Origin of the sequence: Bradyrhizobium sp., from assembly GCF_035701725.1 — a bacterium.
Taxonomy (GTDB): Bacteria; Pseudomonadota; Alphaproteobacteria; order Rhizobiales; family Xanthobacteraceae; genus Bradyrhizobium.
In genome coordinates this window covers 18,443-31,358 of the sequence record NZ_DASSRP010000164.1, presented here as the reverse complement: position 1 = coordinate 31,358, position 12,916 = coordinate 18,443, and the positions used below count along the sequence as shown (strand labels likewise).

General features: G+C 63.3%; 15 protein-coding genes. 11 read left to right on the top strand and 4 right to left on the bottom strand.

What is annotated here, in order from left to right; translation table 11 throughout:
• Nucleotides 1–1,505 (bottom strand): secretin N-terminal domain-containing protein (locus VFL62_RS09815; RefSeq protein WP_325172177.1); only part of this gene is annotated, 1,505 nt, incomplete at its 3' end.
• A gap of 286 nt (nucleotides 1,506–1,791) precedes the next feature.
• On the opposite strand from VFL62_RS09815, the gene VFL62_RS09810 reads away from it, so the two are divergent.
• Genes VFL62_RS09810 through VFL62_RS09765 form a run of 10 tightly spaced genes read left to right on the top strand, consistent with a single transcriptional unit; the run spans nucleotide 1,792 to nucleotide 10,134 of the window.
• On the top strand, nucleotides 1,792–3,477 hold the full coding sequence (locus VFL62_RS09810; RefSeq protein ID WP_325172176.1) for a GspE/PulE family protein: 1,686 nt from the start codon (nucleotides 1,792–1,794) through the stop codon (nucleotides 3,475–3,477).
• Nucleotides 3,478–3,486: 9 nt separating this feature from the next.
• Nucleotides 3,487–4,701, top strand: coding sequence for a type II secretion system F family protein (locus VFL62_RS09805; RefSeq protein ID WP_325172175.1), 1,215 nt, complete (start codon nucleotides 3,487–3,489; stop codon nucleotides 4,699–4,701).
• Between the two features lie 18 nt (nucleotides 4,702–4,719).
• A complete protein-coding gene (gene gspG / locus VFL62_RS09800; RefSeq protein WP_325172174.1) occupies nucleotides 4,720–5,205 on the top strand; it encodes a type II secretion system major pseudopilin GspG in 486 nt (161 codons plus the stop codon).
• Complete coding sequence (locus VFL62_RS09795; protein ID WP_325172173.1) at nucleotides 5,189–5,656, top strand: prepilin-type N-terminal cleavage/methylation domain-containing protein; 468 nt, start codon at nucleotides 5,189–5,191, stop codon at nucleotides 5,654–5,656. Before gspG ends, VFL62_RS09795 begins: the two co-directional genes overlap by 17 nt.
• Complete coding sequence (locus tag VFL62_RS09790) at nucleotides 5,634–6,041, top strand: type II secretion system protein (RefSeq protein WP_325172172.1); 408 nt, start codon at nucleotides 5,634–5,636, stop codon at nucleotides 6,039–6,041. Before VFL62_RS09795 ends, VFL62_RS09790 begins: the two co-directional genes overlap by 23 nt.
• Entirely contained in the window at nucleotides 6,038–6,775 is a 738-nt protein-coding gene (locus VFL62_RS09785) for a prepilin-type N-terminal cleavage/methylation domain-containing protein (protein ID WP_325172171.1), read from the top strand. The genes VFL62_RS09790 and VFL62_RS09785 overlap by 4 nt, the downstream gene beginning before the upstream one ends.
• Complete coding sequence (locus VFL62_RS09780) at nucleotides 6,772–7,836, top strand: type II secretion system minor pseudopilin GspK (protein ID WP_325172170.1); 1,065 nt, start codon at nucleotides 6,772–6,774, stop codon at nucleotides 7,834–7,836. The genes VFL62_RS09785 and VFL62_RS09780 overlap by 4 nt, the downstream gene beginning before the upstream one ends.
• A gap of 8 nt (nucleotides 7,837–7,844) precedes the next feature.
• Nucleotides 7,845–8,906, top strand: a complete 1,062-nt coding sequence (locus VFL62_RS09775) for a PilN domain-containing protein (protein ID WP_325172169.1) — start codon at nucleotides 7,845–7,847, stop codon at nucleotides 8,904–8,906.
• On the top strand, nucleotides 8,903–9,457 hold the full coding sequence (gene gspM, locus VFL62_RS09770) for a type II secretion system protein GspM (RefSeq protein WP_325172168.1): 555 nt from the start codon (nucleotides 8,903–8,905) through the stop codon (nucleotides 9,455–9,457). Before VFL62_RS09775 ends, gspM begins: the two co-directional genes overlap by 4 nt.
• A complete protein-coding gene (locus tag VFL62_RS09765) occupies nucleotides 9,457–10,134 on the top strand; it encodes a hypothetical protein (RefSeq protein ID WP_325172167.1) in 678 nt (225 codons plus the stop codon). Before gspM ends, VFL62_RS09765 begins: the two co-directional genes overlap by 1 nt.
• A 15-nt stretch (nucleotides 10,135–10,149) precedes the next feature.
• Here VFL62_RS09765 and VFL62_RS09760 read toward each other — a convergent pair whose 3' ends face one another.
• A complete protein-coding gene (locus VFL62_RS09760) occupies nucleotides 10,150–10,611 on the bottom strand; it encodes an A24 family peptidase (protein WP_325172166.1) in 462 nt (153 codons plus the stop codon).
• 366 nt (nucleotides 10,612–10,977) lie between these two features.
• On the opposite strand from VFL62_RS09760, the gene VFL62_RS09755 reads away from it, so the two are divergent.
• A complete protein-coding gene (locus tag VFL62_RS09755; RefSeq protein ID WP_325172165.1) occupies nucleotides 10,978–11,631 on the top strand; it encodes a glutathione S-transferase family protein in 654 nt (217 codons plus the stop codon).
• 9 nt (nucleotides 11,632–11,640) lie between these two features.
• Here the strand turns inward: VFL62_RS09755 and VFL62_RS09750 are convergent, their stop codons facing one another.
• Together VFL62_RS09750 and VFL62_RS09745 are read right to left on the bottom strand one after the other, a co-directional pair.
• Nucleotides 11,641–11,919 (bottom strand): hypothetical protein, encoded by a 279-nt coding sequence (locus VFL62_RS09750; protein ID WP_325172164.1) that lies wholly within the window; start codon nucleotides 11,917–11,919, stop codon nucleotides 11,641–11,643.
• A gap of 96 nt (nucleotides 11,920–12,015) precedes the next feature.
• Complete coding sequence (locus VFL62_RS09745) at nucleotides 12,016–12,903, bottom strand: hypothetical protein (RefSeq protein WP_325172163.1); 888 nt, start codon at nucleotides 12,901–12,903, stop codon at nucleotides 12,016–12,018.
• Nucleotides 12,904–12,916 lie beyond the last annotated feature (13 nt).

Below are 12,916 nucleotides of genomic sequence, written 5' to 3'. Positions count from 1 at the left end.
ATGGCGACCTGCAGCTGCGGCTGATCGACCTGCTGCAATGCCGATACGATGATCTTGTAGTTGGTCTGGTCGGCGTAGATCAGCAGCGAGTTGTTGACGACGTCGGGCGTGATGCGGACGTTTTGCAAGAGCGGCTGGCCGCCGGAGCCACTACCGTTTCCTTTGTCGAGCTGGCCGAGATTGCCGCCGCCCGCGCCGCTGCCGCCCCCGCCGAAGCCGGAGCCAAAGCCCGAATTGTTGCGCGACCCGAAGCTGCCGGACGAGGCACTGGTGCTGGTCGTCGTGGTGGTCGTACTGCTGCTGTTGTTATTGTTGTTGAGCGAAAGGCGGTCGCCGACGCTGGCCGTCCCCGATCCCGGCGCGACCTGATTGTCGGCGCTGTCGAGCAGGCTAGACGACGAGCCGCCCCCGAACATGTCATTCAGCACGCGGGCGATCTGTTTCGCATCGCCGTATTTGATCTTGTAGACGTGGACGCTGGTCCGCGTGGCGTCGGACCGGTCGAGCCGCTTGATCCAGGTTTCGACTGTCCGCAGCAGGCCGGGCTTCTTGGTCACCACCATGACCGCATTCAGACGAGCAACCGGCTGCAACTTGACCATGTTCTGGTTCAGGCCGTTTTCGCCGGAATCCACGATCTTCTCAAGCTCGGCGATGAGCGGTTCCGGGCCGCTATTGGTGATCGGATAAATGCCGATCGACTGGCCGCGCATCCAGTCGACGTCGAAGCTCAGCGCGGATTCGACGGCGGTTCGGCGTTCCGGACCAGTGCCTTGAATCAACAGCAAATTCCGCGTCGTATCGGCGCGCACCACGCCGGGCTTGGTGGCGAAGCTGTCCATCAGTTTGAGCAGCGTCTGCGCCGACACATATTGCAGCGGGACCACCGAGACGCCGTATCCCGGCTCGGGGTTGGAGGCCGCCGCATCGACATGACCCGCGCCGACCGCGTCGCCGACCGGGCTCAGACGATAACCTGAGGTGTCACGAACCAGCACCACGCCACTGATCCGAAGAGCATTTTCCAGGACAAATATAATGTCGGATTTCGGCACCGGGCGTACCGAGACGAGGCTGACCGTGCCTTGCACCCGCGGGTCGATGGTGTAGCCCGTCTGCAGGATGTCGCCGAGGACCACCTTGGCGACGGTCGCAACGGGCGCGTTGTCGAAATTGAGGTCGAAGCCGTTTCCACTCCCGCCACCCGCGCCCGTTTGCGCCCGCGGCACAGCGAGGTCGGTTACTTCCGTACCCTGGAATACGGTCGGTTCGGCTCGTGGACCGCTCGACGTCGTCGAGGTACCGGCCTGCGTCGGATAGCGCGGCAAGATGTCGAGCGACCGTACCTTGTCGGTGACATCGACGTCCGGATTGGCGATCGGGCCCCCGGGATTCACGGTGGCCGAATTGCAGGACGCCAACAGGAGCACGGACGTCAACATCAAAGCAGCGCCGATACCGCGCCCGACCGAAAGGGACGGGCCGCCCTTGCCGACACTCGCCATGTTGCCGTCCAACCTGCTTTTTACTAACGCCCCCGCATCCCTTGGCGGGATCAGGTCCAATCGCGGTTCTTACTGTTCTAACATGACAGAAATAATTGGGGAACGTGTTATTCGCGGGGGATTTGGGCGGGGGGATTTGTCAGCTGCTTGCTGTGGCAGTTTCGTACCACTGTCATGTTTCCGATCAATAGAGTAGGCTCCCGAGATCGGCGAGCACCACGCGTTTTGTGACTTGCCGTCGGCGGCCGGATTGGTTTGCCTAAAAATGCAGCGACTGGAAACAGCTATGACCAGCGACGAGTCCCTGCAATTCCTGGAGCACCTTCGCCGCAACGACCATCTGGCGAAATCGTCGGCGGGCGCCGGCCAGGCATCGGAGCAGGGCGCCGCCTTGCGCCCGCAATCCAAGCTTTGGGAGCTCACCAATCTGTCGGCGGGTGACTTCGCTGACGAGGCCGCGCGTTTTTCGGGCCTGACGCGCGTCACGCTTCAGGAGTTGTTGTCGGCACCGGCGCTCAACGAGGCGTTCTCGCAGCGCTTCCTGCGCGAGATGACCGTCTTTCCCTTTCAGACCGCCGATGGGGGCGCGGCCCTCGCGGTTGCCGATCCGACCGACCGGGCCGCGCAACGCGCCGCCGAAATCGTACTACGCCGCGATGTTGCGATCGTGGTCGCCTCGGTCGAGGACCTCTCGGTCGTGCTCGACCGCCGGCTGGGTGACGACAGCATCGAGGCTGCGGACGCGACCGGCGATCTCGTGCTCCGCGAAGACGATATCGAGAGCCTGCGCGACCTTGCCAGCGGCGCACCCGTGGTGCGCGCCGTCAACGATCTTCTGGAAAAGGCTATCGAGCTGCGCGCCAGCGACATTCATATCGAGCCGTTCCAGACCGGGCTTGTGGTGCGCATGCGCGTCGACGGGCTGTTGCGGCCGGTCGCGGCACCTGCCGGGGTGCTGCCGCAGGCCCTGATCTCGCGCATCAAGATCATTGCCAATCTCAATATCGCGGAACGGCGGCTGCCGCAGGATGGCGCCGCGCGCTTGCGGGTCGGGCGCAGCGACGTCGATGTCCGCGTCGCGATCATGCCGATGCAGCACGGCGAATCCGCCGTCATCCGCATCCTGCCCAAGGACCGCAACCTGCTGGTCGTCGACCGGCTCGGCTTTTCGGCCGCCGACGAGGTGAAGCTGCGGCGGCTGTTGAAACTGCCGCACGGCATGATCGTTGTCACCGGGCCGACAGGCAGCGGCAAGACCACGACGCTCGCAACGGTGCTCTCGATCCTCAACGAGCCCGGCCGCAAGATCCTCACCGTCGAAGACCCCGTCGAATACGACATTCCCGGCGTCAACCAGGCGCAGGTCAAGCCGGCTATCGGGCTGACCTTTGCCGCTGCGCTGCGCTCGTTCGTGCGTCAGGACCCGGACGTCATCATGGTGGGCGAAATCCGCGACAACGAGACCGCGCATGTCGCGATTCACGCCGCGCTGACCGGCCACCTGGTTCTGACCACGCTGCACACGGAATCGGCGCCGGCGGCGGTGCCTCGGCTGCTCGATCTCGGCGTCGAAGGATATCTCTTGCGTTCGACCTTGCGCGCGGTCGTGGCGCAGCGTCTGGTCCGGCAACTCTGCGAGCGCTGCAAGACGCCGAAGGCGCTTACCGAGGCCGATATTGCCGAAGACCCGAGGCTTGGCGAACTCGGCTTCCGCGCCGGCGAAGTGCTGCAGTCGCCCTGCGGCTGCGAGCGTTGCGGCGGCACCGGCTATCGCGGCCGGCTCGGCGTATTCGAGGTGCTGGAAATGACCGACGAAATCCGCGCGCTGATCGGCGAACGGACCGACGGGCACAAGATCGACCAGGTTGCGATCAATGCCGGCATGACGACGATGATCGCCGACGGCATCGCGAAATGCCGCGCCGGCCTGACGTCGCCGGCCGAGCTGCTTCGCGTCACCACCGCGCGGTGAGGTAGGATCGTGCCGAATTTTCGCTACCGGGCGTTGACGCAGAGCGGGGAAATCGTCAACGGCACGCTGTCGGCGCCGACCGCGGCCGAAGTCGCGCGCCGTATCGAATATCTGCGCCTGCTGCCGATCGAAACCGTCGAGGACAAGAAAGCCGTAGGCGGAGGAAGCGACAATTTTGGTTTGTTCGGACGGCCAAGTCCGGCCGAGGTGACGACCTTCACACGCGACCTTGCGCTGCTCTTGAAGGCGAGCGCCCGGCTCGACGATGCGCTTGAGCTATTGGCGAACGATGCCGATGTCGGCCGGCTTCGTCCCGTGGTCGCGCGGCTTCGGGCTTCGGTTCTGTCAGGCGAAAGCTTTGCGGGTGCGGTGGCCGAACATCCCTCGCTATTTCCGCCGATGTATGTCGCCCTCGTCAAGGTCGGCGAGGTCTCGGGAACGCTCGATCAGGTGCTGGAGATGCTCGGCGCGGAACGGGCGCGTTCCGAGGCCATGCGGCGCAAGCTCACCGACGCGATGCAATATCCGGTGTTCGTTTTGATCGCCGCGGTCTGCGTCATGCTGTTCTTCATCCTGTTCGTGCTGCCGCAGTTTTCTTCGGTGCTGCAGGATTTCGGTGCAAAGTCCGACACCGCGCTCAGTTTCTTCATCCGCCTGTCGAATTTTCTGCGCGCCAACGCAACGGCGGCGCTTTCGACTGTTGCCCTGACGATCATCAGTCTGTGGTGGCTGTTTCGCCGGCCCGGGACCTGGAGCGCCGTGGTGTCGTTCATCGCCAGGACGCCGGGCATCGCCAATATCTTTCAATTCTATCGCACCAGCCTGTTCTGCCGAAATCTCGCCGTGCTGCTCGGCTCCGGCGTCAATCTGACGGCGACGCTGCGTATCCTGGTCGACATCATGACCGTGACCGGAAACGAGTCGGTATGGAGCGCGGCCGCCGATCGGGTGCGGCATGGCGGCAAGCTTTCGGATGCGCTTCTGGCGTCGAGCAACATGCCGCCGATGGCCATCCGCATGCTGCGGCTCGGCGAAGAGACCGGCCAGTTGCCGGTGCTCGCGGGGCGGGTTGCCGAGTTCTACGAGGCAAAGTTGCAGCGCAGTCTCGACCGCATCGTCGGCATTGTCGGGCCGCTTGCGATCATCACCATCAGCACCGTGGTCGGGGGACTGATCGTCTCGGTCATGACCGCGCTGCTGTCGGTCACCCAATTGGTTGGATAGAGATAAGGATCAGGTCAAATGCACAAAACCGTCGGCATTTTCTTCACCGCGAGCACAAAGTGCGAGCGCCGGCGCGGCGAGGAGGGGTTCACCCTCGTCGAGATGCTGGTCGTGATCACCATCATCGGTCTGATCATGGGGCTGATCGGTCCGCGCGTGCTCAACTATCTCAGCGAGTCCAAGGTCAAGGCGGCGCGGATTCAGTTGCAGAGTTTCTCCAGCGCGCTCGACCTGTTCTACCTCGATGCCGGCCGTTATCCCTCGACCTCGGAAGGCCTTGCCGCGCTGATGCAGCGCACCTCGGGCGTCGGCGCCTGGAACGGCCCCTATTTGAAGGGCAACACCCTGCCGAACGACCCCTGGAACCATCCTTACGTCTACCGTTCGCCGGGTGAACACGGACCCTATGAAATCATCTCCTACGGCGCCGATGGCCAGGAAGGCGGAAGCGGATTGGCTGCGGATATTTCGTCAGAGAATCTGGTCAATGCCAAAAACGAATAGGGCGTCAGAGCGCGGCTTCACGCTTCTGGAAATGGTCTGCGTACTGGCGTTGATCGCGATATTGGCGGCTGTTCTTTTGCCGTTCGTACCGCGCCATACCACGCGCGCTCGCTTGCAGGCCTATGTGCTGCAAACGGCGGCTCTGCTCAAGCAAGACCGCAATGCGGCGATCCGGCGTGGCACAGCCATTGCGACGCTGGTCGATCCGGGAAGCCGCGTGATCCGCTCTGGCGCCGGTGCCGACATGGTCCGCATTCCGGACGACGTGCAGTTCGAGGCGTTGTTGCCGCGCACCTGCAATCAGCGCGAAGCGCTGTCGACGATCAGTTTCTTTGCCAGCGGCATGTCCTGCGGCGGCTCTGTCGCGTTGATGCGTGCCGATGTCGGCTATGAAGTCCGAGTCAACTGGCTGACCGGAAGGATCGAAATTGTTTCGCGCAGCGCCAATTGACGGCCGGACCTCCGGCTTCACGATCCTTGAGGTGCTGATCGCGCTTGCGGTGGTGGCCGTGTCGATCGTGGCGATCGGATCGGTGATGTCCACGAACGTGCGCGGGGTGCGCTCGCTGGAACAGCACGTGACGCTGATGCAGGCGGTACGCGCGATCATGGCGACGGAAGTGCCATCGCGCGAAAAAATCGGGTTCGGGACCTGGTCGGGCAGGACCAACGACCATCAATGGCGGATCGACGTCAGCCCGTTGGGCGAGGAATGGGCGGCAACCGATTCAGATGTCGCCTGGATTCCGGCGCTGGTCAGGGTTCAGGTGCGCTCGCCCTCGGGCGCCGTGACCGATCTCAAGACGGTTCGTCTTGTGCATGGGCAACAGCGATGACGAAGTTGGCGGCGAGACAGGACGGTGAGGACGGCTTTACGCTGATCGAAACCCTGGTGGCGCTGGCGCTCACGGGGCTGGTGCTGTCCGCGCTCGCCAATATCACCGCGCAATGGCTCCCGAACTGGAATCGCGGCCTCGACCGCATCCAGCGCAGCGAGATGATTTCGATCACCTTGCAACGCATGGCCGACGACCTGGCTGCGGCGCAATACGTCTCCGTCGGTGGGGAAGAGAAGAAGCCGCTCTTTTCGGGCTCCGAGCGCTCGGTGATTTTCGTGCGCACCGCGCTTGGTCCGAATGCCGGCCCGGCGCTCGACGTGGTGCGCCTTTCCGAAACCTCAGATCAGGGAGGCCTCGCCACCGTCCGCTCGCGAACCGCCTTCCGCCCGATGCCGCCGGAATCCGCATCCGATCGGCTTCCATTCGGCGAGCCGGTCCTGCTGCTCCGCGCGCCGTATCAGTTGCTCCTGGCCTATGCCGGCGACGACCAGACTTGGCACGACGCGTGGCGGGATGCCGAGAGGTTGCCCGCCAAGGTCCGCCTGACGGTGCGGGATTCCTCAAACGGCAGCGCGATCTCGACCGTCGCCACCGTGCATGTCCAGTCCTCGGCACAGGGCGATTGCAAGCCGGCTGACGGAGCCTGCAATAGCGGTGGTCCGGCCGCGCAGGCGGGACAACAGGCGGGCGCGCCGCAAGCGGGCGGTGCGGCCCAGGGCGGCATGCGATGAACCCGGTCAGGCCAACAGCGCGATCCTCCCAGCGCGGCTTCGTCATCATCGCCGTGCTGTGGATTCTCGTGGCGTTGTCGGCGCTTGCCACGATCTTTTCAGTCTATCTCTCCAATTCGGCCCGCGCCCTTGGCGCCACCGATATCGGGGTCGAGAGGGATGCGCTGATCTCGGCGAGCCTGGAGCTGGCCGCTTATCAGTTGCTGCTGGCGGACGACAAATCGCGTCCTGCACAGGGATCCTTTCGTTTCAGACTGGACAATGCGGAAGCGCAGGTCACCTACACGTCCGAAGCGGCGCGGGTCGACCTCAACCAGGCCTCGAAAGAATTGCTCGACGGGCTGTTCGAGGTTCTCGGCGTCGAACCGAAAGCCGCCGGCGAACTGGCCGATCGCATCGTCGGATGGCGCAGCCAACCGAAATCCAATGCAGCCGTAGGAGCGTCCTTCAATGCGACCACGAGTGCGGCCTCCAACGGCACCGTCGATGAAGGGGCGCTCTATCTTGCCTCCGGGCTCACCTACGCTCCGAGGGGGGCACCCTTTGCTCATGTCAACGAACTGAGCCTGGTGCTGGGCGCAACGCCTGCCATTGTCGAGCGGGTGCTGCCGTTCGTCACGGTGTTCAGCAAGTCGCCTGATATCGACGTGCTGGTGGCCCCGCCGGAAGTCATTGCTGCGTTACCAGGCATGACGCCGCAAGTGCTCAACGATTTTCTGAAGAAGCGTTCGTCATTGCCGCGCGACCAGAAAGCGATCGCGGCAGCACTTGGTCCGGCCAAGGACGGCGCCGGCTTGCCGGACAGCAAGGTCTTCCGCGTCCAGACCACGCTGCGGTTCGGCAATGGTCGTCGCACCTCGTCCGAAGCGGTCATCGCATTAAACGGTTCCGGCAGCAAAGCCGGCGCCAAAGACGCTGGCGCCAAGGATGCCAATACCGGGGATGCCAATTCCAAAGACGCCGGCATCAAGGATTCCAGGGACAAGGAGCCCTACAGCATCTTATCCTGGCAGGACCAGGTCGAGACCTTGGGCCGCCCCCTCAGACAGGCAGGTGGATGATGTCAATCATGTCGGAAGCAAAGGCCCTGTTTGAGGAATGGATCGCGGCGGTGGCCGGCGCGGTCGAAACCCTGATCGGCCGCTACGCGCCGCGTCCGCAGATCGAGCTTGTGGGGGAAAGCACGGGCTTGCTGACCGCGAGGCTTAAGTCGGCGCGCAAGGGGCCGCAGCTGGCGGATGTCTCGTTCCGGATTTCGGGTGGTCGGCCGATGCCGCCTTTGCCGCCTGATTGGCAGGCGGCGTTCCGCGGCAGCCGGGTCGAGACCGAGCTTGCGTCTGCCGACGTGTTGTTCCGTCCGCTCGACTTTCCAAAACAGGCCGCCGATTTTCTCGATGGCATGATCCGTACGCAGATCGACCGCCTGACACCATGGTCGGCGGAGGAAGCCGCGTTCGGCTGGAGCGCTCCTTCGCCGTCCGGGCAGGAGCGGATTGAGCTCACGCTCGCTGCAACGTCGAGGCGCGGGATCGAACCGTTGGTTCAGCTCGCATCCGCGCTCGGCGTGCAATCGCTGACGGCCTTTGCGGCGCCCGCCGCCGGCGGCCGCGAGAAAATCAAGGTGCTGGATCAAACGTTGCGTGGCGCAGCCTTTCACGGGCTCGATACGCCGCGCACGTTGCGTATCGCGTTGCTGTCAGCGGCGGCCGTGGCCGCGGTTTCGCTGCTGGCGGGCGTTTATTTCGGCGACAGTCTCGATTCCGAACAGCAGCAACTGATGCAGCGGATTTCACAGCGGCGCGCCGCGCTCCGCCTCGGTCCCGACGGGGGATCCGCGTTCGGCCTGCTTTCAAAGCGCAAACAGTCGAGCCCCTCGACCGTCGTCGTGCTGGAGGCGCTGTCAAAGGCGTTGCCCGACGGCACCTATGTCACCGAGCTTCGGATCGACGGCGACAAGGTTCAGGTGGTCGGCATGACGCAGGACGCGCCGTCGCTGATCCGCTTGATCGAGAAATCGCCGCAGTTCGCCCGCGCGACGTTCTTTGCGCCGACCACGCGGGCGCAGAACGCGCCGGGCGAACAGTTCCACATCGAAGCCCGCATCACGCCCTCGTTTGGACCGAACTCATGAACCTTGTTGCCACGTTGCGAAAATTTATGGTGAGTTCGCCGATCGTTGCGGGAGCGGTTTACGCAGGTCTTGTAATCGTGCTGCTGGTGCTGGCCGCCACATCGCTCATCGACCTCTTCAATCAGCGCGCTGCGGTAGCAGCGAGTGCTGCGATGCTGGAGCAGCTTGAGGGCCGCAAACCGCATATGGCCGACAAACGTTTCGGCGAGAGCGGCGCTCCTTCCGGCTCGGCCTTTCTTGAAGGCGCCACGGTTACGGTTGCGGGCGCGGCGCTGTTGCAGCGGGTCGCCGCAGCAGTGACCAAGGCCGGCGGCAACGTGCTGTCCTCGCAGCTTGACGTGCAGGGCGGCCCGAATGCCAAGGCCGGCTTCGTCAGCATGGTGGCAAACTGCGAACTCGAGCAGGCGGCGCTGCAAGCGCTGCTCTACGATCTTGAAGCGGGCATGCCGTTCCTGTTCGTCGATCAGCTCGATATCCAGGTCGCAACTGCCGGCGAGAGCAAGTTGCGGTTTCTGCTCGGTGTCTCCGGACAATGGCAGGGAGTAAAATGATGAGGCGTCACCTTGCCGTCCGGCTCTTGATTTGCGCGCTGCCGCTCTGCGCCGGCGCATCGGCCGCAACCGGTATTACCGATTCCGCGCTCGACGATCCGTCCGAAGCCACGAAGACAAGCGCCGCCGTTCCCTCGAACTGGAGCGAGCCCGTAACGACCGTCGTCGAGGTCACCATCCCTCCGTCGACGCCGGGCGCGCCGCCGGCCGAGCGTCCACTCAGCGCCAATCCGCTGTGGGCAATGCCGCTCAAACAGTTCACCGTCACGCGCGATCGTCCGATCTTCTTGCCGTCGCGCCGCCCGCCGTCGCCGCCGCCGTCGGCGGTCACGGTTGCGAAGGTCGTTGCGCCGCCCAAGCCCAAGGAACCCGAGCAGCCGCAGCTTTCGCTGGTCGGCACGATCTCCGGCGAAGACGCCAAGTTCGGAATTTTCGTCGATCAGGCCACCAAGGCCGTGCTTCGGTTGAAGGAGGGCGAGGATTTCCAAGGCTGGCGGCTTCGCTCCATTTTGAGCCGCGAGGCATCGTTTCAGAAGAACCAGCTGACCTTCGTCGTCGCCTTGCCTCAGCCGGGTCTCTCGCAGCCATCGATCTCGGTTCGCAGCGAAGCCTGGTCGCCGAATTCCGAGACCGGAAGCGTAGTGCCCGTCAACACCCGTCTGCGGCGTGAGCGGTAGGCTTAAACGGCGGCGTCAGAAGCCGTACTGCTGAAAGGCCGATGTCACGAGAAGTCCGGCGGCGAGAAACGGTCCGAACGACATCGCGGTCTGGGCCGTCAGCGCGCGCCCCGACACCTGCATGGCGCCGACGCAGGCGAGCGCGGTAAGGGTCGCGACCAAGAGCAGCATCGGGACCCCTTCAATGCCGACCCAAATTCCGGCAGCAGCCAGAAACTTGATATCGCCCAGCCCCAGTCCCTGAATGCCCCGGAGGGCAAAATAGAGCCGTCGCAACAGCCAGAACACGGCGCCGATCACGGCGCCTTCGCCGAACGCGGCGAGGCTGGCCACGAAATCCGCGGCCATGAACATTCTGAGAAGGCCAAGCCCGGCGATCGCACCATTGACCCAGTCGGGAATGATGCCGTGACGGATGTCGATCCAGGCAAGGACGGCGCAAAGCGCGCACAGCAAAGCAAACGACAAGATGGCCACGGATGAGTCCGATCGGGTGCGGCGAATTTGAAGTTCCTATCACTATCGCGGCGAGTTCGTCATACGAACTTCAAATTCAAAGCTGCGCTAGAATCAATTAGTTGCTTGAGCTCCTAGATTCCGAGGTTCGCATCAGAGGCCGCAGGGATATCGTGCGAACCTTGGAATCGGAGTTCGAGGGTCGACTGCCGACCTCTAGCAGAGAGTTGCCGGGAATGAAAACGAGACGGGTGCTGGCTCGCGCGATGATCGCGGCCTCCGGCGTCGGACGCATTGCTGCTCGCCGTCTCGCTTGCCGTGCTTGAAAGATCATCTCGCATTGGATGAAATCCAACGGCGGATGACCCTGCCGAGAAGGAGCAGAGGATGACCATCACCATCACCGCCTTTGAACAATCACCGGACGGCGGTAAGGGATTGGCACGTGACACCCGTATTCGGTGGGCGCTTGAGGAGGTCAGCCAACCCTACGAAGTTCGGCTCGTTTCGTTCCGCGCCATGAAGGAACCCGCGCATCTGGCGCTTCATCCATTTGGCCAGATACCGACCTATCAGGAAGGCGATCTCGTTCTTTTTGAAACCGGCGCGATCGTCTTCCATATCGCGCAGCGCCATGCGGGCCTCTTGCCGGCTGACGCCAACGCCCGGGCGCGCGCGATCACCTGGATGTTTGCCGCGCTCAATACGGTCGAGCCGCCGATCCTCGAACTTGCAACCGCTAGGCTGCTGGAAGCTGACAAGCCCTGGTATCAGGAACGCTTGCCTTTGGTCGCGGATCGCGTTCGCTGCCGGCTGAAGCAACTTTCCGCCCATCTGGGCGGTGCCGACTGGATCGATGGTGCGTTCAGCGCCGGCGATCTGCTGATGGTATCGGTGCTGCTCAGGCTGCGGTCATCGGGCATTCTGGATGAATACCCGAACCTTGCGGCGTATGTTGCGCGTGGCGAAGCGCGGCCTGCCTACAAACGGGCCTTCACCGCTCAACTGGCGGTCAACACCGCCAAATCGCCGACAGGCTAGCGGTCTGGCCTAGTTCAGCAGCCTTTGCAGGGTGATCGCCTGTTCGCGGGTCGGAAGCGCGATCGCAGTGTGGCTGTAGTCGAGCTGGGCGCCGGTATCGGCGATCTCCTGCAGGATCGCATCGCCCTTGATGACGTGCAATCCAATGCCGTCGTTGGCGGGGAATATGCCCAGAACGACGTCATGGGCTTGGTAGACGGCTCTCAAGGCCAGAACCTTGTCCTGAGACGCGCCTATGAAATGTCGGGTCTGGGCTGCGAGCTGGCGCAGTTCTTCAAACTCAGTCACCGGGTACTCCAACGCAACAAACTGGCGCTAGAGTCTCACGATAGGCTTACCGAAAACTAAACTTCGCGATCAAAGGCCCGCCGGCGTGGCCGGGAACTAGCCGTCGTACTGTTCCGGCCCCATCGCCCACAGCCATTGATCGTGGCCGGCGGCGAAGTTGCGGTTGTTTTGCCCGGGATTGCGGTTGACGAGCGGGCGCAGGAACATCGGGTGCGTGGCGCTGCGCACTTCGTGCTCCAGGGTAAAGAGCTTCTTGCCGCTCGCGAGATCGACGATATCGCGGAAGCGGTATTGATAGGGGTTATCCTCGCTGTAGATCAGGTTGCGTTCGGCAAGCGCACGGTGCGGTCCGGAAAAATTCGTGATGTAGATCTGGACGTGATGGCCGTCATATTCGGCTTGCGGGGTGTCGGTCTCGCGAAACAGCAGATGCTGGTTATTGCCGACCTCCACGGAAGCCTCCGTGCCGTCGCCGTTGTTCAAGTGCGCCGGCATTCCCATGATCTTGGGATAGAAATCGCAAATGCCCTTGGCGTGGCCAACGGGAACGTCGAACGCGACAAAGGGAATGCCGAGCGTGATGCGCCCAAAACGCGCCACATCCGGCTCTAAGCACCGAATGCGATTGCCCCAGGGACAAATCGCCTCGACATAGTCGTTGTGCTCCTTGAACGCGAATTTCGTGTCCTTGAGCTTCGGGGCGACGGAGGTCAAGCGTTCGAGCAGAGCCTTGCGGCCGGAAATCACGAGCGCCGTATAGCCGCGCAACACCTGCGCCCTGCCGCTCGGCAGATGGAACTGGCTGCGGCCGACACTGATCCACATGTTGTCATCGGACGTCATCAGATAGGGATCGCGCGTCAATCCGAGGCCCGAGACGTAAAACAGCGTGGCCAGGCGCTGGTCCGGCACCTGCACGTTGACATGTTCGAGATGGATGGAATTGCCGAGGTCCTCGGCGGCGCGATCGAATGAGTGCTGCATGGCGGCGTTTCCT